Origin of the sequence: Mycoplasma sp. E35C, assembly GCF_019873825.1 — a bacterium.
Lineage (GTDB): Bacteria > Bacillota_I > Bacilli_A > Mycoplasmatales > Mycoplasmoidaceae > Mycoplasmoides.
Genome location: NZ_CP068418.1, coordinates 306,207 through 331,397 on the forward strand (window position 1 = coordinate 306,207; position 25,191 = coordinate 331,397).

Annotated in this window: 25 protein-coding genes and 2 tRNA genes; 23 read left to right on the plus strand and 4 right to left on the minus strand. The window is 31.2% G+C overall.

Annotated elements, in window-relative coordinates; all coding sequences use genetic code 4:
• The first annotated feature begins 5 nt into the window (after positions 1-5).
• Positions 6-2,162: a fructose-specific PTS transporter subunit EIIC gene (locus JJE79_RS01335; RefSeq protein WP_222926690.1), complete on the plus strand. Its 2,157-nt coding sequence runs from the start codon at positions 6-8 to the stop codon at positions 2,160-2,162.
• Positions 2,147-3,061 carry a 1-phosphofructokinase family hexose kinase gene (locus tag JJE79_RS01340; protein ID WP_222926691.1) on the plus strand — a complete coding sequence of 305 codons (915 nt, stop codon included), beginning with the start codon at positions 2,147-2,149 and terminating at the stop codon, positions 3,059-3,061. Before JJE79_RS01335 ends, JJE79_RS01340 begins: the two co-directional genes overlap by 16 nt.
• A 188-nt stretch (positions 3,062-3,249) precedes the next feature.
• Here the strand turns inward: JJE79_RS01340 and JJE79_RS01345 are convergent, their stop codons facing one another.
• The 4 genes from JJE79_RS01345 to glyA form a co-directional block, all read right to left on the minus strand.
• Positions 3,250-3,687 (minus strand): Ohr family peroxiredoxin, encoded by a 438-nt coding sequence (locus tag JJE79_RS01345; RefSeq protein WP_222926692.1) that lies wholly within the window; start codon positions 3,685-3,687, stop codon positions 3,250-3,252.
• 80 nt (positions 3,688-3,767) lie between these two features.
• Entirely contained in the window at positions 3,768-5,105 is a 1,338-nt protein-coding gene (gene ffh, locus JJE79_RS01350) for a signal recognition particle protein (RefSeq protein WP_222926693.1), read from the minus strand.
• A gap of 3 nt (positions 5,106-5,108) precedes the next feature.
• Complete coding sequence (tyrS, locus tag JJE79_RS01355) at positions 5,109-6,356, minus strand: tyrosine--tRNA ligase (RefSeq protein WP_222926694.1); 1,248 nt, start codon at positions 6,354-6,356, stop codon at positions 5,109-5,111.
• Between the two features lie 228 nt (positions 6,357-6,584).
• Positions 6,585-7,817: a serine hydroxymethyltransferase gene (glyA, locus tag JJE79_RS01360; RefSeq protein ID WP_222926695.1), complete on the minus strand. Its 1,233-nt coding sequence runs from the start codon at positions 7,815-7,817 to the stop codon at positions 6,585-6,587.
• Between the two features lie 153 nt (positions 7,818-7,970).
• On the opposite strand from glyA, the gene rplM reads away from it, so the two are divergent.
• From rplM to JJE79_RS01465, 21 genes are all read left to right on the plus strand, one after another.
• Positions 7,971-8,414 (plus strand): 50S ribosomal protein L13, encoded by a 444-nt coding sequence (gene rplM, locus JJE79_RS01365; RefSeq protein WP_222926696.1) that lies wholly within the window; start codon positions 7,971-7,973, stop codon positions 8,412-8,414.
• Positions 8,414-8,803, plus strand: coding sequence for a 30S ribosomal protein S9 (gene rpsI / locus JJE79_RS01370; protein ID WP_304618429.1), 390 nt, complete (start codon positions 8,414-8,416; stop codon positions 8,801-8,803). The genes rplM and rpsI overlap by 1 nt, the downstream gene beginning before the upstream one ends.
• A gap of 52 nt (positions 8,804-8,855) precedes the next feature.
• Entirely contained in the window at positions 8,856-9,950 is a 1,095-nt protein-coding gene (gene ispG / locus JJE79_RS01375; protein WP_222926697.1) for a flavodoxin-dependent (E)-4-hydroxy-3-methylbut-2-enyl-diphosphate synthase, read from the plus strand.
• Positions 9,951-9,956: 6 nt separating this feature from the next.
• Complete coding sequence (gene upp, locus JJE79_RS01380) at positions 9,957-10,580, plus strand: uracil phosphoribosyltransferase (protein ID WP_222926698.1); 624 nt, start codon at positions 9,957-9,959, stop codon at positions 10,578-10,580.
• A 123-nt stretch (positions 10,581-10,703) separates the two neighbouring features.
• The gene (locus JJE79_RS01385) at positions 10,704-12,317 is read left to right on the plus strand and encodes an MIP family Ig-specific serine endopeptidase (protein ID WP_222926699.1); all 1,614 of its coding nucleotides are present in this window, start codon (positions 10,704-10,706) and stop codon (positions 12,315-12,317) included.
• Positions 12,318-12,493: 176 nt separating this feature from the next.
• Positions 12,494-13,003 carry an MG406 family protein gene (locus tag JJE79_RS01390; RefSeq protein ID WP_222926700.1) on the plus strand — a complete coding sequence of 170 codons (510 nt, stop codon included), beginning with the start codon at positions 12,494-12,496 and terminating at the stop codon, positions 13,001-13,003.
• Positions 13,004-13,010: 7 nt separating this feature from the next.
• Entirely contained in the window at positions 13,011-13,844 is an 834-nt protein-coding gene (locus JJE79_RS01395) for a F0F1 ATP synthase subunit A (RefSeq protein WP_255565863.1), read from the plus strand.
• Positions 13,845-13,916: 72 nt separating this feature from the next.
• Positions 13,917-14,231 carry a F0F1 ATP synthase subunit C gene (locus JJE79_RS01400; RefSeq protein ID WP_222926702.1) on the plus strand — a complete coding sequence of 105 codons (315 nt, stop codon included), beginning with the start codon at positions 13,917-13,919 and terminating at the stop codon, positions 14,229-14,231.
• Positions 14,232-14,234: 3 nt separating this feature from the next.
• Positions 14,235-14,822 (plus strand): F0F1 ATP synthase subunit B, encoded by a 588-nt coding sequence (locus tag JJE79_RS01405; RefSeq protein ID WP_222926703.1) that lies wholly within the window; start codon positions 14,235-14,237, stop codon positions 14,820-14,822.
• 4 nt (positions 14,823-14,826) lie between these two features.
• Positions 14,827-15,372 carry an ATP synthase F1 subunit delta gene (gene atpH, locus JJE79_RS01410; RefSeq protein WP_222926704.1) on the plus strand — a complete coding sequence of 182 codons (546 nt, stop codon included), beginning with the start codon at positions 14,827-14,829 and terminating at the stop codon, positions 15,370-15,372.
• Positions 15,373-16,929, plus strand: a complete 1,557-nt coding sequence (gene atpA, locus JJE79_RS01415; RefSeq protein WP_370630557.1) for a F0F1 ATP synthase subunit alpha — start codon at positions 15,373-15,375, stop codon at positions 16,927-16,929.
• A 3-nt stretch (positions 16,930-16,932) separates the two neighbouring features.
• On the plus strand, positions 16,933-17,802 hold the full coding sequence (gene atpG, locus JJE79_RS01420) for an ATP synthase F1 subunit gamma (protein WP_222926706.1): 870 nt from the start codon (positions 16,933-16,935) through the stop codon (positions 17,800-17,802).
• A 2-nt stretch (positions 17,803-17,804) separates the two neighbouring features.
• Entirely contained in the window at positions 17,805-19,211 is a 1,407-nt protein-coding gene (atpD, locus tag JJE79_RS01425; protein WP_222926707.1) for a F0F1 ATP synthase subunit beta, read from the plus strand.
• A 21-nt stretch (positions 19,212-19,232) separates the two neighbouring features.
• Positions 19,233-19,625 (plus strand): F0F1 ATP synthase subunit epsilon, encoded by a 393-nt coding sequence (locus tag JJE79_RS01430; RefSeq protein ID WP_222926708.1) that lies wholly within the window; start codon positions 19,233-19,235, stop codon positions 19,623-19,625.
• On the plus strand, positions 19,625-20,557 hold the full coding sequence (locus JJE79_RS01435) for a phosphatidylglycerol lysyltransferase domain-containing protein (protein WP_222926709.1): 933 nt from the start codon (positions 19,625-19,627) through the stop codon (positions 20,555-20,557). Before JJE79_RS01430 ends, JJE79_RS01435 begins: the two co-directional genes overlap by 1 nt.
• Entirely contained in the window at positions 20,545-21,405 is an 861-nt protein-coding gene (locus JJE79_RS01440) for a hypothetical protein (protein ID WP_222926710.1), read from the plus strand. Before JJE79_RS01435 ends, JJE79_RS01440 begins: the two co-directional genes overlap by 13 nt.
• A gap of 32 nt (positions 21,406-21,437) precedes the next feature.
• Positions 21,438-21,514, plus strand: a tRNA-Ile gene (locus JJE79_RS01445).
• A gap of 6 nt (positions 21,515-21,520) precedes the next feature.
• A tRNA-Ala gene (locus JJE79_RS01450) sits at positions 21,521-21,596 on the plus strand.
• Positions 21,597-21,704: 108 nt separating this feature from the next.
• Positions 21,705-22,577: a DegV family protein gene (locus JJE79_RS01455; protein ID WP_222926711.1), complete on the plus strand. Its 873-nt coding sequence runs from the start codon at positions 21,705-21,707 to the stop codon at positions 22,575-22,577.
• Positions 22,578-22,699: 122 nt separating this feature from the next.
• Positions 22,700-23,701 carry a type I glyceraldehyde-3-phosphate dehydrogenase gene (gene gap / locus JJE79_RS01460; protein WP_222926712.1) on the plus strand — a complete coding sequence of 334 codons (1,002 nt, stop codon included), beginning with the start codon at positions 22,700-22,702 and terminating at the stop codon, positions 23,699-23,701.
• Positions 23,702-23,720: 19 nt separating this feature from the next.
• On the plus strand, positions 23,721-24,959 hold the full coding sequence (locus JJE79_RS01465; protein ID WP_222926713.1) for a phosphoglycerate kinase: 1,239 nt from the start codon (positions 23,721-23,723) through the stop codon (positions 24,957-24,959).
• Positions 24,960-25,191: the final 232 nt, after the last annotated feature.

Genomic DNA, 25,191 nt, shown 5'->3' on the forward strand with positions numbered 1-25,191 from the left:
TTTTTATGGATATTAAAAGTTTTTTAAAACCAGATTTATTCTTAAACAATCTGAGTTTTAACAATAAGCAAGAAGCGCTAAAATATTTTGGTGAATATTTAGTTAAGCATAATTATGCAAGTGATGCTAATCTTGTTTATGAAAAAGCAATTGAACGTGAAAATCAGTTTTCAACAGGAATTGGTAATAAGATTGCCTTACCCCATATTAGAAATGGTGTAATGAAACAACCTGTGATTTTGGTGGCTAAGGTTAATAGTATGGATTGACAATCCTTAGATAACCGAAATGTTGAAGTAATTTTCTTTATTGCTCTAGATGAAAATTCAAGTGGTAATGTGCATTTAGAGATTATTGGTAATTTATCAAGAAAACTGATTAACAAAGAATTCAGTGATGCTTTATTGAATGTTGATAGTTATGAAAAATTAGTTAATTTATTAACTAATGATGATGAGAAAAAAGCTGATAATCAAATAGAAAATAATGATATTAAATCAAACAGTTTATCAAATGATTCTGGTTATGATCTTGTAGCAATCACAGCATGTCCAACTGGGATTGCTCATACATTTATGGCTGCTGAAATTTTAGAAAAAACAGCCAAGGAAATGAACCTTAAAATTAAGGTTGAAACCCAAGGAACTGAAGGTCCTAAAAATGTCTTAAGTCAAGAAGAAATTAATAATGCAAAAGGTGTAATTATTGCCGTTGATAAAGTTGTTGATTTAAGCAGATTCAGCGGTAAAAATAACGTAATTGAGACAGGAACCAAAACCGTTATTAAAGATGCAAAATCAACAATTCAAACCATCTTAGATAACAAAGGAAAAACCCTTGAAGGAACTAAACCAAACGCTTCATCATCTCAACAGACTTTAAGCAGTGATGCAGCTGATATGATGAGCTTCAAAGGTTTTCATAAACGTATTTATAAAGCAATCATGAATGGGGTTTCATACATGCTTCCGTTTGTTGTATTTGGTGGCATTATGATTGCATTAGCATTCTTGATCGATATTAATCATGCTGGTGATAAATCTTATGGTTCAGTAACTGATGGTGCTAAATGATTTAAAACCCTTGGTGATATTGCTTTTGGATTAATCGTGCCAATCTTATGTGCTTATATGGCGTATGGATTGGTTGGTAAGTTTGGATTATTACCAGGATTTATATGTGGATTAATTTCATCTGGTAAATTCATTTTTGACATCAATATTGAAACAGGAGTAGTTAATTGATTTGCTCCAAGTAGTGTGTCAAGTGGATTTTTCGGTGCCATTGGTGGTGCATTATTAACAGCTGTTATTTTAATTGTTTTAGTTAAATACATCTTTAATAAGATGCCTAAATCATTAAATGGGATTAAGAATATCTTATTCATTCCATTAATTGGAACATTATTAATTGTTGTTATTTTCTGAATCTTAAACATTCCATTAATTTATTTAAATTGAGGCTTTAGCAAGTTATTAAATCTAATTAATGAAAGAAATTATCTATTACCATTATTAGGTTTAGTAATCGGATTAATGATGTCATTTGACTTAGGTGGTCCAATTAATAAAGCTGCTTATTTATTTTCAATTGCAACACTAAATGATGCAAACAGCGGAACAGTAGCGATGGCTGCTAGTATGGCGTCTGGAATGGTCCCACCATTAGGCATCGCACTAACTGCAACATTCTTTAAGAATATTTATGACAAAGACGAACGCCAGGCTGCATTTACCAACTACATTATGGGGCTATCGTTTGTTTCAGAAGGTGCCATTCCTTTTACTGCTAAAAATCCTAAAATCATGGTGCCAGCCAACTTAATTGGTGGAATGCTAACTGGTTTATTGGTTGGTATTTTTCAAATCACATTAGCCGCTCCTCATGGTGGTGTGTTTGTTTTTGCTTTAGTAAAAACAAACTTATTACAAACAGATAACACTTCATTAATTATCGGTGCTGGTGTTGGTTTATACATTCTAAGCATTATTATTGGTGCGTTTGCTTCAATGATATTAATTTGGTTATTATCAAAATACTTCAACAAACCAACAGGTGGTGATGATAAAACTAAAAAACAAAGTATCAAACCATTCTGAAAAATGTTTAAGCATAACAAAACCAACAAGTCTGTTAATAAAATCTTATGATCTACACAATAACTTTTTCACCATCAATTGATTATGTAATTAAAGATAATCAACAATTTAAACCAGATGGTTTAAATCGAATTAATGACTATGACTTTTATTGTGGTGGCAAGGGAATTAATGCTTCGGTTGTTTTAAAACGTATTGGGTTTGATAATAAGGCCATCTCATTTGTTGGTGGTAAAACAAAACAATTCTTTATTGATTTACTAAACAACGAAACCATAGAGCTAATTAATTTTGAAGTCAAAGATAATACCAGAATTAATGTTAAGTATTTTAATGATGAAACCAGTTTTGAAATCAATGGACCAAGAACTAAGATTGATCAAGCAACTTTTAATCAATTCTTAGAATTAATTAAAAGTTTTAAGAGCGATGATCTAGTTTTTGTCATGGGAACATGTGAGCTTGATCAATTAGATAGTTTGTTAAAAGTTTTAGTAACCAACAACATTGAGTTTGTTTTAGATGTTGATTTGAATAAAAACTTAGAACTATTAAAATATCATCCTTATTTAATTAAGCCTAACCGTGATGAATTATCACGGATGGTTGATTGTTCTATTAACAATCAAGATGATATTTTGAATGCAGCCGATCAATTAATTAAATTAGGCGCTAAGAATGTCATGGTGTCTGATGGTAAGAATGGCTCATACTTAGTATTAAATAATCACGATACTTATCAAATTACAATTGATCCAATTAAAGACATCAAATCAACAGTGGGTGCTGGTGATAGTTTAATAAGTAGTTTTGTTTGTTTATATAAACAAACAAAAGATATTAATGATGCTTTAATAAAAGCAACTTCAATATCAATTGGCACTGCTAGTAGTATGTGGTTGGCAAATAAATCAGACTTAACTAAATATCAAGATAAAATTCATATCAAGAAGATTAGATAACAAAAAAGTTAATTTAGATATGGAAAAAATACATAAAAGATTACATCAAATCTTTACCTTATTCTAAGTATCTATAAAACTTATAAACCTTCAAATTTTACGATAAATTTGAAGGTTTTTTATTGTCATTGCATTAAAAAACACATCCTAAATAGGATGTGTTAAATGAAGTTTTTTATAGAAATTAATTAATGAGGTAAATCGATATTATTAACTCTTAATCAAAGGATTTGAGAAGGTTTAGCCAACTTAGAGAACGGGCAAGTTTGGTGAGCTAATGTCATTAGTTCTTTTGCTTTATTTTCTTCTAAATCAATTGTTAATGAAATTCCAACTTTTAATTCAAAAGCCATTGGTTCATCTTGTTTGTGTAATTGAACTGTTACTTCAATTGGAGCTTCTTTAACATCTAATCCTAAATTAGCAGCTACTGCAAACACTGCTTGTGAATAACAACTAGCATAAGCTGCTGCAAATAATTGTTCAGGGTTATTGCGATCTGAATTAGCACCGCCAAGTTCTTTGGGAAAACCTAATGTTAAAGATAATTGGCCATCAGTAGTTTGCACTAAACCTTCACGCCCAGCTTTTGCTTTAGCCGTTGCTTCATATACCTTATTAAACATAATACTCCTTAGTTATTGATTAATGATTGAATTATAAAGCATCAATTAATTAAAATGTTATTTTAATAACATTTGATTAATTAAAAGAATGAACCAAATGGGTTTTTGTTTGATTTCAACATGCGCCCCATTTCTTCCATCTTGCTTGATGCATTTTGTCAGTCTTTTAGTAATTTATTTAATTCTTCAACCTTACGACCAGAACCTTTAATAATACGGTTTTTTCTAGAAGGTTCTCTGATTATTAATTTAGGATTTCGGCGTTCTTTTAATGTCATTGATGACATTAAAACTTTTCATACGTGAATTTTAGCAGTTGCTTCTTCAACACGATCTTCACTGATTTTATTAGAAATACCTGGAAGCATTTTAATGATTGAACCTAAACCTCCTAGTTTGGTAATTGATTCAGTTTGTTGTAATAAGTCTTCAAGATCCATTCTTCCTGATAGCATCTTTTCAAGACTTTTCATTGTGGTTTTTTCATCAATCACTTCGGTTGCTTTTTCAGCCAAAGTCATAACGTCACCAAACCCAAGAATACGATCAGCAATTCTTTCTGGGTGGAATAGTTCGATTGCTTCAAGTTTTTCACCACTGGTTGAAAACTTAATTGGCACATTTAGTATTGAAGTTAATGATAAAGCAGCCCCTGCTCTGGCATCACTATCTAATTTGGTAATAATAATCCCACTTAGTTTTAAATAATCATTAAATTCAGTAGCAATATTAATGATCTCTTGACCAGATAAACCATCAACAACCAATAAGATTTCATCAGGATCAACGTTGTTACGGATATTAACCAATTCATTCATTAATTCAACGTTAGTTTGTAATCGTCCAGCTGTATCATAAATGATCACATCAGCATTTTTTTGTTTGGCAACATCAATTGAGTTTCTTGCTGTTTTAATCGGATCAGTTAATCCTTCATTATAAAACGGCATATCGATTTGATCAGCCAACGTATTTAATTGATCAATCGCAGCTGGACGATAAATATCAAGACCAACTAATAAGCTATTTTTATTGTGTTGTTTTTGTAAGTATTTAGCAATCTTAGCAACCGTAGTAGTTTTCCCAGCCCCTTGTAACCCAACAAGCATAATCTTAGATAATTTCTTATCAATCTTTAATGGTTGATTGGCCTTACCTAAAATATTTACTAATTCTTCTTTAATAATCTTTAAGAAATAAGCTTGGACATCAGTTGATTTATCAATTGATTGGCCAATCGCTTTTTCTTTAATTGCTTTAATAAATGTCTTAACAACATTGATATTAACGTCAGCATCTAATAGTGCAATTCTGATCTCTCTTAATACTTCGGTTAAATCTTCTTCTTTAATAGTTTGTGCTAATAATCGTTTTTTTAACGACTTAGTCACAATTGATGAAATCATTGATTTAAGCATATTCTAGTTCTTTCAAATAATTATGTAGTAATTCTTTTTACCTTTTTTAATAACAGTTAATTTTTCATGATTAGCTGGTTGATAAACTTGTTCATAATCACTAATCTTAACATCATTAATTTGGATTGATCCTTGAGTGATTAATTCACGGATAATTCTTTTAGAATCAGCAACTTTTGCTTGTAATAATAAATCAATTATTTTAATTTGATTATTACGATCTAATTCAACTTTATCAAAGTTTGCAAAGACAACAAGTTTTTGTTCATCACTTAATTCATTAAGTTTGTTTTCAAACAGTGCTTGGTTCATTTTATGAACAATATCTAAATCTTCTTGTGAATGAATGAATTTAATTAAGTAATCAGCTAAATATTTTTGGGCAATTCTAGCTTTCTTGTTTTCTTGATGTTGTTTGATGATTTGATCTAATTCTTCTAACTTAACATCTAATACATAACGATAAATTAAATCAACAATAAAATCATCATCTTGGTTGTAAATGTATTGCCAGATTTCATACGGATGGGTTAGTGACTTATCTAAATACAAAGCACCTTTTTCAGATTTACCAAACTTATTACCACTCGAATTAAGTAATAAATTAAAAGTAATACCACATAAGTATTGGGTATTTTCTTCACCGTGTTTTTTCTTGATTAAATCAATACCTGTTGTGATATTACCCCATTGATCAGAACCACCACACTGAACTTGAACATCATATTGTTCATAAAGATGCAAGAAGTCATGTCCTTGAATGATGTTGTAAGAAAATTCTGCATAAGAAATTCCGTTTTCAATTCTTGAACGAATGAATTCTTTATCTAATAAATATGAAATATTAATTAATTTACCAGTATCACGTAAGAAATCTAAAACATTCATTGATTGATAAAAATCAATGTTGTTAATAATGTTAGCGTTTGTAAAACGCTCTAATTGAACTTTAATTTTTTTAGCATTTTCAAGGATTGTTTGTTTGGCTTGAATTTGGCGTTCATTAGCTTTACCACTTGGATCACCAATCAATCCAGTAGCACCACCAAGGATGGCATAAGTTTTAAAACCTAAGGTTTTAAAATATCTTAATGTGATGATTGGAATTAGATTACCTAAATGTAATGATTGACCGCTTGGATCAAAACCAACATAAACTCCTTTTTGGTTTTGTAATGCCAGTTTTAGTTTTTCTTCATTTGATATTTGTTTAATAATATTCCGTTTTTTAAGTTCAGTAATGAAATCCATATAATATCTTTTGTTATCTCAATTATATTATTTAGTTAATAATATAAGCTTTTAGCATTTATTAATGATGAATGAATAAGCAATGAAAATGATTAATAATTTTAAGAATAAATTTATCTTTAAAATCAAATATTAATTAGATGCTAAATTATTTAAATTTACCGTTGATTTTGTTTAAAAATCAACATTTATTAGTTATTAAAAATAAATAATAAAGTTAATCATTAATTAGTATTTTAAATCAGGATAAATTGGGTATTTATTTAATAAGTTTTTCACTTCAGATTTAACCTTATTAATAACACTAATTTCACCATTAGAAACAATAATTTGATCAATTCAATCAGCAATTAATCTAAAGTCATCTTGATTTAATTTTCTTGTTGTCATCGCAGCTGTGCCCATTCGAATTCCACTTGGTGTTGTTGGTGTATTGACATCATAAGGGATCGTATTTTTATTGACAACAATTCCAGCATCATATAACCAGTTTTCAACAAGATTACCTGTGATCTTAAATTTAGAATACAGATCCAAAGTAAATAAATGGTTATCAGTTCCGTTAGCAATCACCTTATAACCCTTATCAAGAAATGCCTGACAAAAAGCTTTATTATTATCAATTACATTCTTAATATATGTCTTAAATTCTGGTTGTAATGCTTCTTCAAAAGCAATTGCTTTTGCTGCAATAATATGTTCTAATGGACCGCCTAATTCTCCAGGAAAGACAGCGCTATCAATTTTTTTAATTAATTCTTCTTTATCTGTAAGAATAATACCACCCCTAGGTCCTCTTAATGTTTTGTGAGTTGTTGAAGTTACGATGTCACAATAAGGAACGGGGTTTTGGTGATAACCAGTAACAATTAATCCAGCAATATGAGCCACATCAGCCATCAATAATGCACCAACGTGATCAGCGATTTCTCTGAATTTTTTAAAATCAATTAATCTTGAATAATTAGATGCACCACAAACAATTAATTTTGGTTTGACTTCAATTGCTTTTTTTAGAATTGCATCATAATCTAATAGTTGGGTTTTTTCATCAACATTATAGTGATAAAAATCATAAATTTTTCCCGAAAAATTCACCTTAGCACCATGAGTTAAATGGCCACCGTCATTTAATCCCATTGCTAAAACTTTATCACCTGGTTTTAAGACAGCTAAATAAGCAGCAGCATTAGCTGTTGATCCAGAATGAGCTTGAACATTAGCATGTTTAGCATTAAACAATTGTTTTAAACGTTCGATGGCGATTGTTTCAATTTGATCAACGAACTCACAACCACCATAATAACGCTTACCAGGAATTCCTTCAGCATATTTATTAGTTAAAATTGAACCAGCTGCTTTTAATACATCCATTGAAACATAGTTTTCAGATGCAATTAGTTCAATATGATCACGTTGTCTTTGTAATTCGTGATTGATTAAATCAATAATCTTATTCATTGCTTACTCTTTTAAAAGTTATAGATAAAGTTTATTATAAATAATATGATATTTGTGGTAAAATTATTATGCTTTATGTGATTTAGTGGCTTCTAAATCATATTTCAATGGGACCTCAAAACAAAGTAATTTATTTAAAGGTTATATATAGTAATGCAAAAAACAACAATGCAAAAGCCAGTTGTTGCAACTAAAAACCGTAAGTGATATTTAGTTGATGCATCAGGTTTAGTATTAGGAAGATTAGCTGTTAAAGCTGCTAACTTACTAAGAGGTAAAAACAAATCTGACTTCACACCTAATGTTGATTGCGGTGATTATTTAATTATTTTAAATAGTGATAAAGTTGTTTTGACTGGTAACAAATTAGACGGTGAAAAGTGATACCGTCACTCAGGTTACATGGGTGGAATTAAATCACGAACTGGTCGTGAAATGGTTGAACATTATTCTGATCAATTATTGTATGACGCTATTAGAAGAATGCTACCAAAAAACCGTTTAGCTAAAGATATTCTTCGTAAGTTAAAGGTTTATAAAAACGATAAACATGAGCACGATGCTCAACAACCTACTACATTGGACTGGAGTAAATAATGGCTACAACTTTTAAAGGATTAGGAAGAAGAAAATCTTCAACTGCTATTGTTAAATTAACTCCAGGTTCTGGTAATTTAATCGTTAATAGAAGAAAAGCAGAAGAATACTTCCCAAACAAAATCGTTATTCAAGATATGCGTCAACCATTAGAAGTTACTAAGACAGGTGATATCTATGATATCAATGTTGTAGTATCTGGTGGTGGATTTACTGGTCAAGCTGGTGCAATTAGATTAGCAATTGCAAGAGCGCTAGTAAATATGAATCCCGATCTTAAAAAACAATTAAAACAACACAAGTTAGTAACTCGTGATGCTCGTGTTAAAGAACGTAAGAAATTCGGTCTTTACGGTGCGAGAAGAGCGCCTCAATTTACTAAGCGTTAGAATAATAAAATCCCTTATTTACGGGATTTTATTTTTATAAATCAACAATTTTATGCATACTAGAACTAACACCAAAAAGGTTTTTGTTGGTGATGTCCAGATTGGTGGGCAAAACAAAATTGTGCTCCAATCAATGACAATTGCCAAAACGAAGAATGTCAATAAGTGTTTGAGTGAAATCAATGCTTTAGTCAAAGAAGGTGCTGATTTAGTTCGAATTGCGGTTTTTGATGAAGCTGATAAAAAAGCAATTAAAAAAGTTGTTGATAAAGCACCATGCCCGATTATTGCTGATATTCACTTTAATCCTGATTATGCGATTGCAGCCATTAAAGCAGGATGCAAAAAAGTCCGTTTAAATCCAGGAAACATTAAGTCTAAAGAAAAACTTAAAGAAATTTGCTTGTTAGCAAAACAACACAATATCCCGATCAGGGTTGGTGTTAATTCTGGATCAATTCCATCTGACTTAATGCGTGAGCATGGTGTTAGTGCAAAAGCAATGATCATCGCAGCCCAACGCTATATCAGAATGTTAAAGCGCTTTGATTTTGATGATATTGTGATTTCACTAAAAACTTCAAGTGCTTTATTAAGTATGGAAGTTTATGAACTGGGTGCAAAAAAGTTTAATTACCCCTTACATTTAGGCATCACAGAAGCGGGCACATTAATTAATGGCACAATTAAATCAGTAGCTGGATTAACGCCATTATTATTAAAAGGCATTGGTGATACAATCAGAATTTCGTTATCAACCAACCCGGTTGATGAAATTAAGGTTGCTAAAAAAATGCTTAATTCACTTGGGTTATATGACAATCTAGTTGATGTTGTGGCTTGTCCGACTTGTGGAAGACTCAACTTTGATTTATTCAAAGTTGTTAATGAAGTTGAAAGCTTTGTTAAAGACCTGCAATTTCCATTAAAAGTATCAATTCTTGGTTGTTCAGTTAATGGTCCAGGAGAAGCAAAAGAAGCTGATATTGGGATTGCTGGTGGTAAATCTGAAGGGATTATTTTTAAAAAAGGCGTCGTTGTTAAATCTGTAAAACAAGAATATCTGGTTGATGAATTAAAACGCATGATTTTAGAAGAATATGAAAACTTTAAAACCAAAAAAATAAGTAAGAGAAAGGACGAATAATAATTTATGAAAAACTTTATTTTTAATCACCCATTAATTTCGGATAAATTAACAAGAATGCGTGATGTTAATACTGATTATTATTTTTTCAAACAATTATTAACTGAAATCACTTCATTGATGATGTATGAAGTTGCCAGAGATTATGAATTAGAAGAAATTACAGTAACAACCCCCTTAACAACAACTAAGGCTAAAAAATTAAAACAAAATTTTGTAATTGTGCCAATACTAAGAGCAGGATTAGGAATGGTTGATGGGGTGAATAGCATCTTACCAACAGCAAGAGTAGGTCATATTGGTTTATACCGTGATGAAACAACGTTCAAGCCAGTTGAATATTATGCAAAATTCCCTGAAACGATGTCAAATGCTGATGTGATTGTATTAGATCCAATGTTAGCCACTGGTTCATCAGTTGTTAAAGCGATTGAAATGATCAAAAAACACAAGCCAAAATCAATTAAATACATGGGATTATTGGGTGCTCCTGAAGGGTTAAAAGTATTAAACCAAGCTCATCCTGATGTTGATGTTTATTTAGCTTGCTTAGATGAAAAACTGAATGAAGATAATTACATTTATCCAGGTCTAGGCGATGCTGGTGATCGTATTTTTGGAACAAAATAGTGATTTTTAATAACCTTGTTTTTTATTCTTAAAAAACTATTCTTACTATGTTATTATTAATTATTACTTAGCTTATTTTTAAAATAGGTTTATTGGTTTATTTATTCATTCACACTAATCTTCATGCCTAAAAAATGATTTAAACTATCTTTTTTACTTTCAGGTTTAGCTGTTGTTTCAGTTAGTGTTTCTTCATGTGGATTTTTTTCTTTTTCAGATTTTGATCCTGGTTCTTTACCATCTGTTAATACCCAAAAAATCGTCACTGAAATTCCTAACCAAAACTACCAAAAAATCCATGATTTATCATTCAGTTTTGAGTTTAACAATACTGGTGGATACAACCCATCAAGACATTTAGCTAACCCAGAACAAAACCTTTCACAAGCATACCAAGTTTATGGAACTGGTTGGTTGTTTGATTGACAAAAACCTGATGCTGATCTTAATGATCAAAGAGCAACATGAACAGGATATTTTGCTACGAACTTACACGTTGCAGAAGCTTTACTAAACCCTTGGGATAATGAAAAATATCGCCCATCTTGATATGATCGTGTTCCGAATAGTGAATGATTAAAAATGCCAAATGAATCTGATCGTATGGATCATACCCTTTATTTCAATTTAGGTAAATGAACTAACGATTCAGATGATCGAATTGAAAATAAAAAAATGAGTTACTTACCAATCAGTAACTTACCAAAAACCGTTTATACAGCAACCAATTTTTTCAAAGAAGAATACAAACCAAATTGGTTAGGTGAAATTGAAAGAAATAATCCAAATATTCGTGAATATGTTGATTTTGCTGTTATTTCAATTACATTAGATTTAAGTTATAGTTTTGATATTTTTGGTAATAAAAAATACAACCAACAACGTGAATATGAAATTTATAATAAATGGATTGTTCCAGCCAAAGAAATTATCAAATCATCATGATCAAATGATCATTTAGAATCAGAAAATGATCATAAGCAAAAAGCAACATTAAAAACGGGACTTTTTGATCGCACAGATTATACAAGTGCTGAAAATGATTTATCTAAAATGCGCGTCTTTTTAGGTGGTTATCCTTATTATGCTGGTTGAACAAGACCGAGATATCTAAAAAACACTGTGCGTAGTCAAGTGGGCGATTATCAATACCGTAACTATGGAATTAGTGTTAATACCAACGGTTCGCCAGGTTGAACAATTAATGCTTCAAAATTATCAAATGATATTGCTGGTCAACCATTAAATACTGATTCAATAATCTCAGCTAACAGCGGAATTAGACGGGGAATTTATAATGCCAGTAATGCTACTAATTTCATGTTAGTTTATCGTAATACTAAATACAAACAATATGGTTATGGATATGTGATAGAAAACTCTAATCTATCAGCTGGATCATCAGGTTCAATGGCATTAACCAAACAAGATAAAGTGTTAGGAATTTATTTTGGAACCCTAGCCACTTCAAAAGAACAAGAAGCTACTTTTGGTTTAGTTGCTGCTTTATACAATCCTAGCCAAATTAGTGTGACAACAAGAACCAATGATGGTATTGAAAACAGCAGAATCTTACCTTATGATCTAATCTTTGGTAATAACATTATGTCTGATCGTTATGGTTCATACCGATCATCAATTAGAACTCTTAATCTAAATACCCAAATGTTTGATCTTGTTGATAATTTCCATCATCCAATCCAAGAAGATGAAGAACCAATCAATGATTGAGCTTAATTTTTGTTAAATTAAATTCTTTAAAAATAGCAAATAATAATCTGATTTTATTAGTTAAAAATCAGATTATTTTTTATCTTAAATTAATTATGATAATTATCGCTTTACAAAAATAAATAAGCGTATAATTTAAGAGTTCTTTTTTAAAAATAAATAGATAAAGAACACAACATAAAATGGTTGTTAGTAAGAAAACGATAATTTATAACCTATCGATTTTTAATCTTTCTTCACTATTAATCTTGATTATTTTAATGATTGTGTGAAGTCAAAAATTGATCGGAATTCAAGTAATTTATGCAAGTTTAATTACGATTGTTTTTTGTAATATCAACTTAGTAATTGGCTTATTCTTACCGAACAAAATTACCAAGATGTCATCAAAATTGACATTAAATCAACTAAAAAGTGTGCGTTTTGGTTTTTTTATGTTGGGCATTCTAACCGTTGGCTCGCGGATTATTTGGTTTGTAATTCCAATCATCATGATTGGCATTATCAATAACTGGGAAATTCAAGGTGAAATTTTTAACGTTTTACCAGCACTGATTTGACCATTATTATTGTTAGCTACTCATATCTTTGTCAATTACTGATTGATTAATAAAGAACTAAAAGAACAAAACCGTCTTAAGGAATTAAATAAAAATGTTGCCACAGGAGATAGTCTTCAAGAACCTTTCTAGTGAGCAGATGGATATTCAAAACCTACTAGGAGCAAAACCCCTAGAAAACCTCGAATGAACGCCGTTCATTCCCACTGCTCATGTCTTAAGTATCTTCTTAGTGTTAATCACAATTGCAATATTAACAGTTGTTTATTACTTAAAGATTAAAAAACTCGATCCAATACAACCACCAACTGGCTATGTGTTGATCGTTCAGTTGTTAATCTTGCAATTTGAAAACATTACAGTCGATTTACTAGGCGAAAAAAATAAAAAGCTAACGCCACTGTTTATAACAATATTCTTATATATTATGGTCAGCAACTTGATTTCATTAGTCGGGGGAATTGCTGCACCAACATCATCTTCAACTGTAACTTTTTCATTGGGATTGATGTCATTTATTGGAACGGTGATCATTGGCTTAAAATACCAAAAACTGGCTTATTTTAACGAGTTTTTTGTAAAAATCAAAATCAAAAATAAGCACATTCCAGTTTTACCAAACCCACTAAATATGATTGGTTGAGTTGCTCCATTATTATCAATCTCATTACGGTTATGGGGTAATATCTTGGCTGGTTCAATCTTCATCGCATTATTATATAGTGTGTTTAGAACCTTCTTTACATTAGGTAGTCCTGATGCGTTTAGTGGTGGATTGATTGCTGGGTCAATTGTTGGTGGATTAATCGTGCCAGTATTCCATGTTTATTTTGACATCTTGATCGCGATTATTCAGGCATTCGTTTTTGTAATGTTGATGCTGACATACTGATCACAACCAATTAAAGAATCTGAACGAGCAAAAGCTGAAAAACAAGAACAAATTAATGCAAAACTGAATTTGAACAGATAACTAATTGAAATCAAAACAATTAAAAAATAAAGCTTTTAGAATATAGCTATTAACAATTAAGGAAAGATAACAATGAACGTTTTATTAATAATTCATGATTTAATTACTCACGCTGGTGAAGCTAATAACACTGGAAGTGGCACTAGCACTGGCAATTTTGACAACCGTCTAGGTGCTTATATCGGTGCTGGTATGGCCATGGTTGCAGCTGCTGGGGTAGGTGCTGGTCAAGGGATTACGGCTGGGATGTGTGCAGCAGCAGCCGCTAGAAATCCTGAATTAATGCCAAAAATTAACATGTTCTGAATTGTTGGTTCAGCGATCTCAGAATCAAGTGCGATTTATGCTTTAATTATTGCTTTCATTTTAATCTTCGTGGCTAAATAGATTATGCGAGTTAAAAAACTTTTAATATTAAGTTTTAACTTCTTATTAACATCAACGATCGTTGCATCATGTTCAATTCCAGAAGAATTAACACCAAAAACGATTGTTAATGAGTTTTTTCCTAACTTCTGAGTTTTTATTTCGCACACAATCGCACTAACAATCATCATTTTGTTAGGAATTTTCTTATTATGAAAACCAACAAAACGCTTGTTAGCTAAAAGAACAGAACTGATCCAAGCTGAAATCAATAATGCTAATGAATTAAAAAAACAAGCACAAGCTTTATTAGATGATGCTAAAAAACAAAAGCTAAATGCTGAAGTTCAAGCAAGAGAAATCATCAATCTAGCAACTAACCAAGCATACAGTCTAAAAGCTGATGTTGAAAGTGATGCTAAACGTAAAGCTAACCGTATTATTGAAAACGCACAATCAGAAATCATTAAGCAAGAAGCATTATTAAAACAAGAGTTAGAAGAAAAAATTGTCGATATTGCTCTCGATGCAACATCTACATTAGTTAAAAAACATATCGACAAACAAGATCATGAACGTTTAGTTCATGAACTACTAAAAGAATTAAACTAATTTTATGGATACCAATGTTATTGGCTTTGCCAGAGCACTTGTTGATCTTGCTCACGAAGAAAATAAGGTGCAAGATTTTTATGAAGATCTAAGAATTGTCTTTAATTTAATTAAAACTGATACCGACTTAATGTCATTAATGAACAATAAGGTGTTATCAAAAACTGAAAAGCACGAAATCATTGATATCGTGTTTAAAGATAAATTAAACAAGACGATTATTAACTTCTTAAAAGTAATTATTGACAACCACGAGTTTTTCAATATTTCAACGATTATTCGTAAGTTTTTTAGATTAATTGAAGAAGAAAACCACACGATATTCATCAAGGTTTCATCAGCAGTTGAACTAAACCAAACACAACAAGAAGAACTGACACAAAAACTACGTAAGAAGTTTAATTCGAAACTTAATATCTTATTTGAAGTTAATCCTGACTTGATTGCTGGGGTTAGAATTCAATCAAATGATTTACTAATCGACAATACGATTGATGGTAAATTAAAGTTATTAAAAAACCGTTTAAAATCCTTAACAAAAGAAAGCTAGATTATGGCGATTAACTTAAATGAATATTCTTTATTAATTAAAGATCAGATTAAAAAGTATGCTAACAAAATCGTTAGTGACCAAAAAGGTTATATTATTACCATTGGTGATGGGATCGTTAGGGTTAGCGGACTTGATGATGTTTTATTAAATGAACTTGTTGAGTTTGAAACAGGAGCTTATGGAATTGCGTTAAACCTTGAACCAAACTCAGTTGGGGTGGTAATGCTTTCAGATTATTTTGATCTGAAAGAAGGTTCATCTGTTAAAAGAACAGGTAAAGTAATCCAAGCACCTGTTGGTGATGGCTTATTAGGAAGAGTAATCAACCCGATTGGAATCCCGATTGATGGTAAGGGTGAATTAAAAAACGTTTCATACGCTCCAATTGAAAAACCAGCATACGGAGTAATGCAACGTAAGAGTGTGCACCAACCATTAGAAACAGGAATTTTAGCAATTGATAGTATGTTACCAATTGGTAAGGGTCAACGTGAATTGATCATTGGTGACCGTCAAACTGGTAAGACCACAATTGCGATTGATACGATCATTAACCAAAAAGGTAAGAATGTAAATTGTATTTATGTAGCAATCGGTCAAAAGAACTCATCAGTTGCGCAAATTACCAGATTACTAGAAGAAACTGGTGCAATGAGTTATACGACAATTGTTAGTGCGACTGCTAGTGAATTAGCTGCATTATCATACATTGCTCCATTTACTGGTGTAACAATTGGTGAAGAGTGAATGCGTCAAGGTAAAGATGTACTAATCGTTTATGATGACTTATCAAAACACGCAGTAGCTTATCGCACATTATCATTATTATTACGTCGACCACCTGGTCGTGAAGCTTATCCTGGTGATATTTTCTATCTGCACTCACGATTATTAGAACGTGCAGGAAAACTAAGTGATGCATTAGGTGCTGGTTCAATTACGGCATTACCAATCATCGAAACCCAAGCTGGTGATATTTCAGCATACATTCCAACTAATGTAATTTCAATTACTGACGGACAATTATTCACCACAACATCACTATTTAACTCTGGACAACGTCCAGCCATCCACGTTGGGTTGTCAGTATCTCGGGTTGGTAGTGCTGCACAATTAAAATCAATTAAACAAGTATCAGGTAGTTTAAAACTAGAACTAGCCCAATACCGTGAATTAGATACCTTCTCACAATTCTCATCAGATCTAGATGCTGAAACTAAAATCGTATTAGAACACGGTAAACGGGTGATGGAGATGTTCAAACAACCCCAAGCCAAACCGATTGATCAAACTAGTGAAGCAGTATTATTATTCGGGATTAAGAATAAATTCATTAAATGAATTCCAATTGATCACATCATTAAGTTCAAAGAATTCATACTAAACAACATCAAAGAGCAAGCTGTGTATCAAAAAATTCACGATAAAAAAGCCTTTGATGATGAAATTAATGCTGAATTAATTAATTATTACAAAGACCAAGTTAAACGTTATACAGCAACCATCGTGGATTATGATGGTTCGATTTATGGCGATCTGAAAGAATTGGAGTAATTTATGGCTTCAATGCAAGATTTAAAACGGCGCATGGAATCGATCACGGTAACCCATAAGATTACCAAAGCGATGAAGATGCTGTCAACCGTTAAATTAAATCGTTTTAAAACGATTTTAGCCAAAACTAAGGATTTTTATCAAGAATTTTATGAAGTTATTGGTTCAGTGATTGCAAACTATAAAAAACTAAAACTTAACCAAAAAACTGATCAGAATAAATCAGATAAAAAACTATGGATCATCATTAGCACCCAACTAGGTTTATGTGGTTCATATAATACCAATATTGGTAAATTGATCTGTCAAAACATCAAACCCCAAGATGAAATCATCTTGTTAGGCACAAAATTAAATTCTTATTTAAAAACTAGAAATGTTGATAAACAAATCATCAAATCACTAACGCTTAATGATAAAGAAGTTGATTTTGATTGATCTTATGTGCTGGGTAAAATGATCTTAGATCTTTATGAGAAGAATAATTATCAAGCGATTAATTGTGTTTATACCAAATACATTAACAGCTTAAACTTCGAAGCTAAGGCAATTCAACTAATGCCAGCTGATCCTAGTATTTTTGAACTAAAAACCCTAGAATCAATTCAAGATAAATTTCCTACTAACATTAGTTTTGAACCAAGTGTGGATGTGATTATTCCATCATTAGAACAACAACTGTTACAAGTAATCTTATATGGTTGTTTGATCGAATCAAAAGTTTGTGAGTATGCTAGCAGGCGTAATGCCATGGATACAGCAGCTAAAAACGCTGATGATTTATTTAATAAATACAAGTTGTTATACAACCAACTTCGTCAAGCTAAGATTACTCAAGAAATTAATGAAATTGTTGCAGGAGCAGCGAAATAATTATGAATACAAAAAACAATTACGGTAAAGTTTATCAAGTGATTGGACCAGTAGTTGATGTTATCTTTGAAAAACAAGAAGATTTACCCAACATTTATGACTGTTTAATTATTGATAATAATGATCAAAAACTTTATTTAGAAGTTGCTCAACTAATTGGGGATGATATTGCTAGATGTATTGCGATGGGTCCAACCGAAGGATTAGCTCGTAATGTTAAAGTAACATCAACCAACCATCCGATTTCAGTGCCTGTGGGAACACAAGTATTAGGACGGATGTTCAATGTGATTGGTGAGCCAATTGATGATAAAAAACCCCTTGATGCGAACGTTAAAAGAATGCCAATTCACCGTAAAGCACCAAGTTTTGCTGATCAATCAAATGAACTAGAAGTTTTTGAAACAGGAATTAAAGTTATTGACTTACTAATCCCGTATGCTAAGGGTGGTAAGATTGGATTATTCGGTGGTGCTGGGGTTGGTAAAACCGTATTAGTTCAAGAATTAATTCACAACATTGCCACAGGTCATGGTGGTTTATCTGTCTTTGCTGGGGTTGGTGAAAGAACCCGTGAAGGTAATGATTTATACTACGAAATGATCGAAGGTGGGGTTATTGATAAAACTGCACTAGTCTTTGGTCAAATGAACGAACCCCCAGGTGCTAGAATGCGTGTAGCATTAACTGGTTTAACAATGGCTGAACACTTCAGAGATGCTAATAACCAAGATGTGTTATTATTCATTGATAATATCTTTAGATTTACCCAAGCAGGTTCTGAAGTATCTGCATTATTAGGTCGGATGCCTTCTGCGGTTGGTTATCAACCAACATTGGCTGAAGAAATGGGTTCATTACAAGAACGAATTACTTCAACTAAATCAGGTTCAATTACATCAGTTCAAGCAATTTACGTGCCAGCTGATGACTTAACTGACCCTGCTCCTTCAACAACATTCACGCACTTAGATGCAAAAACGGTTTTAGATCGAAATATCGCTTCATTAGGGATTTTCCCTGCGGTAAACCCGTTAGAATCAACTTCACGATTACTAGACCCAAGTGTGGTGGGAATTCAACACTACCAAACAGCTAGAAAAGTGCAAATGATTTTACAAAAATTCTTAGAATTACAAGATATTATTGCCATTCTAGGTATTGATGAACTATCAGAAGAAGATAAACTAATCGTTTCACGTGCTAGAAAGATCAGAAACTTCTTATCACAACCATTCTTTGTTGCTGAAAAATTCAGTGGTAACAAAGGTAAATACGTGCCGATTAATGAAACAATCAAAGGCTTTGCTGAAATCGTTGAAGGTAAACATGACGATCTACCTGAACAAGCATTCTTCTATGTTGGTTCAATTGATGAAGCAATTGAAAAAGCCAAAACTTTACAATAATTATTAACAACCCATTACATTATGGTTAATCTCAAAGTGCTAAGCCCCAAAGGGGTATTGTATGATGAACAGATTGAAATGCTACTAGTAAAAGGTGCTGATGGCTATGCTGGTTTTATGAAAAACACCGCACCATCAATCTTTACGATTAACCATTCAATCGGCTACATTACAACATTAGATAAAACCAAGAAAACAGTTGTCATTGATGATGCAACTTTATATTGTTATAAAGATACAATCAAACTCTTTGCACTAGACTTTATTTTTGCAGATAACTTATCATATGATGAAATTTTAGAACGCAAAAATGAACTAGAAAATAAAATAAAATATACAACTGATTCTAAAGAACTACTTCGTTTACAACACGCCTTAGATCTTGAATTACTAAAATTAAAAGAAGCGAAATAATGTTACATTTAGATTTATCTAAAATAAACGAACTTCAAAACCAAATTAATCATTTTGATCAAAATCATACTTATAGTGCATTAACTTATTATTCTTGATCGTTTTATGGTCTTGATGTAAGTTATCAACTAGTTGATGATAAAGGCATAATCTTAGATGGAAAAGTTGATTTAAAAATCAACTTTTTACATAATATCTTAAAAGATAAGTTTTCACCAACTCAAAAAGTGATTATTGCTCCGATTACAAAAAGTGATGATCAAAATAGTTTTTTAGAACTAATCAGTAACCAGATTAATCATCTTAAAAAAGATGAATGTGTTTTTATTGATGATCTAACTACTAAGCAGTTAGAATGATTAAAAACTAAATATCAGTTTGAGGTTGTTCATGAAACAACATCAAACTATTTTTATGAAACTAAAAAGCTAATTGATTTTGCTGGTAAAGCGTTGCAAAAAAAACGTAATCATCTTAACTATTTTTTAAAAAACTACGCAAATAACGCACAAATCAAGATTAATGATCAAGTTGATTATGATCAATTAACAGAGTTTTTTACGTCGTGAATTAAACAACAAAACCAAACAATTAATTACCAACCAGAATTAGATTTTTATTATGCAATTCTTGATTGAATTAAACAAAAAAAACTAAATTTAACCGTTTTGTATTACCAAGAAAAAATCATTGGTTTTAGTGTTTCTTATTCGATTAACAATCGTTGTGAAATTTTTATTGAACACTGTGATGAAACTTATCGTGGTGCTTATCAATACTTATTAAGTAATAGTTTAAAAATTCACCACCAAAACAACGAATTGACTGATCGCCAGGATGATTTAGCTAGCGAAAACATCTCGTTTTCAAAAAGTTCATACAAACCCTTATATACGATTAGTCGTTATCTAATTAAATTATGCTCGAACTAACAACTGACAAAAAACTAATTGAACAATACCAATACTTTTATCTAAGAGCATTTAGTGAAGAAAATGAATTTTCATGAAACTACTTAGTTAATGTTTATTATGATAATCAGATTAAAATCTATGTTGAAAAAGACATTAAAAAAGATTTTAAGTATGGTTGTTTTGTCTTAGATAAAACGATTAATGTTGATGGTGAAAAAAAATCAGCTGCATTAGTATTTGGGGTAGTGAGTGATGAACGCTTTCGGGGTAAGGGTGTATTAAATTTAAGTTTTGAACCATTCTTAGATCAGTTAGCACAACAATATGATTTGGTATTGATCCAAAGTTTTAATTGGAAAATTTATCGTAATTTCAAACTACAACCACTTGATAACTTACATAAGTTTGCCATCTTAAACCAATTCAAAAAAAACCATCATCCTAATAAGATTGATCTATTTAATTATCACCTTAACCAAGATAAGATTAATCAAATTTATCAGATTAGAAAACAATATTTAACTAAAAACAAGATTAATCATTATAGTGATTATTCTTTACAAGAATTTAATAAGTATTTATTATTCAACTTCTTGATTGGTGATGTGATTTATTATGATGAAAATCATTATTGCCAACTTAATAAGGACTATGAAGCTTATCAATTATTTTATTTAGATAAAAACAGCGTCCATGATTTCATTTTAAAGATTCCCACAATCTTAACGTTAAGTTTAAATGATTATCAACTTGATGATTTCAAGCATAATCAAGCATTAATTAAAACTAATCAGATTAATTTAACAAGAAGATATGAGAAGTCAAAATTAAAAATAAATCAAATATTTTTTAATGAGCTAAATTAAATGTGCTATAATTTGTATGGTTATAAACCAATGGAAGTATAGCTCAGCTGGTTAGAGCACACCCCTGATAAGGGTGAGGTCGATGGTTCAAGTCCATTTACTTCCACCAGTTTATGGGGACGTAGCTCAATTGATAGAGCACCTGACTTGCACTCAGGAGGTCGAGGGTTTGACCCCCTTCGTCTCCACCAGTAATAAAATGATTTCATGAAACGAGCAGAAAAAAGCGATTAGTTCTGCTCGTTTTTATTTTCATGGTAGTAGAATTATAACCATTACAATACTAAGCATTATCAAAAATGAAAAAGATTGCAATTATTACCGATTCATCATCAACAATTAAAGATGGTGAGATTAAAGACGTTTTTGTAGTTCCATTACAAATTACGGTGAATAACACCCAAACGTTTCTAGACGGTGTGAATATTGACCAAAACCAAGTTTATGATCTTTTGGTTAATGATAAAAAAGTTGATATCAAAACATCAATGCCTGTGATTGAAAGTATGCTAAAAACAACCAAACAAGTAGCAGACTTATATGATCATGTGTTTGTAATTCCATTAACAAGTGGTTTAAGTGGAACATTTAACCAGTGAAAGATGGTGATTGACTCAGAATTAAGTGATTACAAAAACATCAGTATTATCGACAGTTTTGATATTGCAATCTCATTGCGCTGATTAGTTAATGATGTTAAAGCATTAATTGATCAAGATAAATCAATTAGTGAAATAACTGAATATATTAACAATTGAAAAAACCGCATTTGCACTTTAATCGTGGTTAATGATTTAACTCAATTAAGAAAAGGTGGTCGGATTTCTAAGATGAAATCACTGATTGCAGGGGTGTTAAAAATTAGTCCGATCATTATGTTTCATAATGGAATTAACCAATTGATTGATAAATCAATTAACATTAAATCAGCAATTGATAAATGCTTAGAACATGTTTCTAAAACCCTGAAATTAACCAAAAACAAAGTAATCAAGATGGGTTTTTGTCATACCTTTAAACAAAAAACCAAAGTTAATGAAATTCTAAAGATCATTAATGAAAAACTTGGTGGGTATAATGGTGAAAAAGTTGATACAGCACCAATCACCCCAGTTGTTGGTGTTCATACGGGAATTAATGCCTTTTCAATTAGTTTTTTAATTGATAAATAATAAATATTATTTAAGTTGAAAAATCAAACGCTTAAAATATTTTTAATTTTTTCAATTTTTTATAGATATTAGTATTAAAATTAAAGTTGAAGAGTTTATAAAAAAAGAAAGAAGAATTAAAAATGTCTAAATTAAAAATTGGTATCAATGGATTTGGACGCATTGGGCGTTTAGCATGTAGAGATCTATTAAAAGACCCTACAGTAGAAGTTGTTGCAGTAAATGACTTAACAGATGCTAAAACATTAGCTTACTTACTTAAATATGACACTGCTCACGGTAAGTTAGCTGAAGAAGTAACTGCTACTGATTCTGAAATCGTAGTTGGTTCTCACAAAATTAAAGTTTATAGTGAAAAAGACCCTGCTAATATTCCTTGAAAAGATCACGGTGTTGATCTAGTTATCGAATCAACAGGTCGTTTCTTAACTCAAGAAACAGCTAATGCTCACATTAAAGGTGGTGCTAAAAAAGTTGTTCTATCAGCTCCAGCTAAAGAAAAAGGCATTAAAACAGTTGTTTATGAAGTAAACCACAAAGACATCAAGAAAGACGACACTGTAATTTCAGCAGCTAGTTGTACTACTAACTGTTTAGCTCCAGTTGTTAAGGTTCTAGAAGACAAATTCGGAATCAAAGCTGGATTTATGACTACTGTTCACGCATACACTGCTGACCAAAGATTACAAGATGCTCCTCACAGCGATTACAGAAGAGGACGTGCTGCTGCTAGCAACATGGTGCCAACTTCAACTGGTGCTGCTAAAGCAATCGGTTTAGTTGTTCCACAAGCTACTGGAAAATTAAACGGGATCGCAGTTCGTGTTCCAACAATCACTGGTTCATTAGTTGATTTAACTGTTAAATTAGAAAAAAATCCAACAGTTGAAGAAATTAACGCTGCTATGAAAGCTGCTGCTAGTGAATCATTCTTATACAGTGAAGACGCAATCGTTTCATCTGACATCATCAATGAAACTCACGGTTCAGTATTTGATAGTAAATTAACTTCAGTACTTGAAGCAAATGGTGAAAAACTATACAAAGTATATGCATGATACGACAACGAATCTTCATACGTTGCTCAATTATTAAGAGTTGCTAAATACTTTGCTAAACTTTAATTTAAGATCAAGATAGATTATGGTTACATACAATAAAAAAACCTTAAAAGACGTTGATCTTAAAGATAAAACAGTAATTGTGCGTGTTGATTTCAATGTGCCAATTAAAGATGGTAAGGTTGCTGATGAAAAAAGAATTGTTGCAGCATTACCAACAATTAAATACTTAATTGAACAAAATTGTAAGATCATTCTTTTAAGTCACTTAAGTAGAATTAAATCATTAGATGATATTAAATCTAATAAAAAAAGCTTAAGACCCGTTTATGAAAATTTAGCTGCAAAAATTGATAATGTTAAATTTTTAGATAAAAACGAAGGTTATGATGTTGTTGAAGCTACTAAGAAATTACAACCAAAAGAAGTATTATTATTAGAAAACACACGTTATAACGATGTTAATGAAGCTGGTGAAGTTGTTAAGAAAGAATCAAAAAACAGTCCAGAACTTGGTAAGTTCTGAGCTAGTTTAGCAGAAGTGTTTGTTAATGACGCTTTTGGAACTAGCCACCGTGCTCACGCTTCAAATGTTGGGATCGCTAAAAACATCAAGGATTCATGTGTTGGTTTTTTAGTGCAACAAGAATTAGAAGCTTTATCAAAATTAACAAACAAACCAGCACGCCCGTTTGTCGTAATTTTAGGTGGTGCTAAGGTATCTGATAAATTAAAAGTAATTGAATCATTACTAAAAACTGCTGATCACATCTTAATTGGTGGTGGAATGGTTAATACTTTTAATAAGGCTAAGGGATTCCATATTGGTAAATCATTATTTGAACCTGAAATGCTAGATACTGCTAAACGCATTTTAGATAATGATAAAGATAATAAGATCATCCTAGCAACTGACCAAATGGTAACAAAAGCTAGTGAAATCACTGATATCAAAACTGCCAAAGCAGGAGAATGTGTTTTTGCTAAGGATCAAGAAGAAGAAGACTTTGAAGCTCTTGATATTGGGGTTGAATCAATTCAAACTTTCAAATCATACATCCAAAAAGCAAAATCAATTTTCTGAAACGGTCCATTAGGGGTGTTTGAAAACCCGAACTATGAACGCGGATCATTAGAAATTGCTAAAGCAATTGCCAATTCAGATAGTTATAGCGTAATTGGTGGTGGTGATAGTGCTGCTGCTGCTAACAAGTTCAAATTAGCTGATCAATTCAGCTTCGTATCAACTGGTGGTGGTGCTTCATTAACATTCATGGAAGACACAGTGCTACCAGGAATTGAATGCATCCAAGAAAAATAATCGTTCTAAACAACTAACGATCATTTAAATCATTGATAAAAAATCATTCTTATATAATGATTACCTAGTAAGTTTTACTTACTAGGTTTTTTATTATTCATAAGTGATAAAAACCATTAAAAAATAACGATTTAATGTTTAAAAAAGCACTTAAATCTGAAATAGTTGCATAATGTTGCAACTTTTCAATTATTTTTGAAAGTTTTTTGATAAAATTTAAAAAATCAAAATT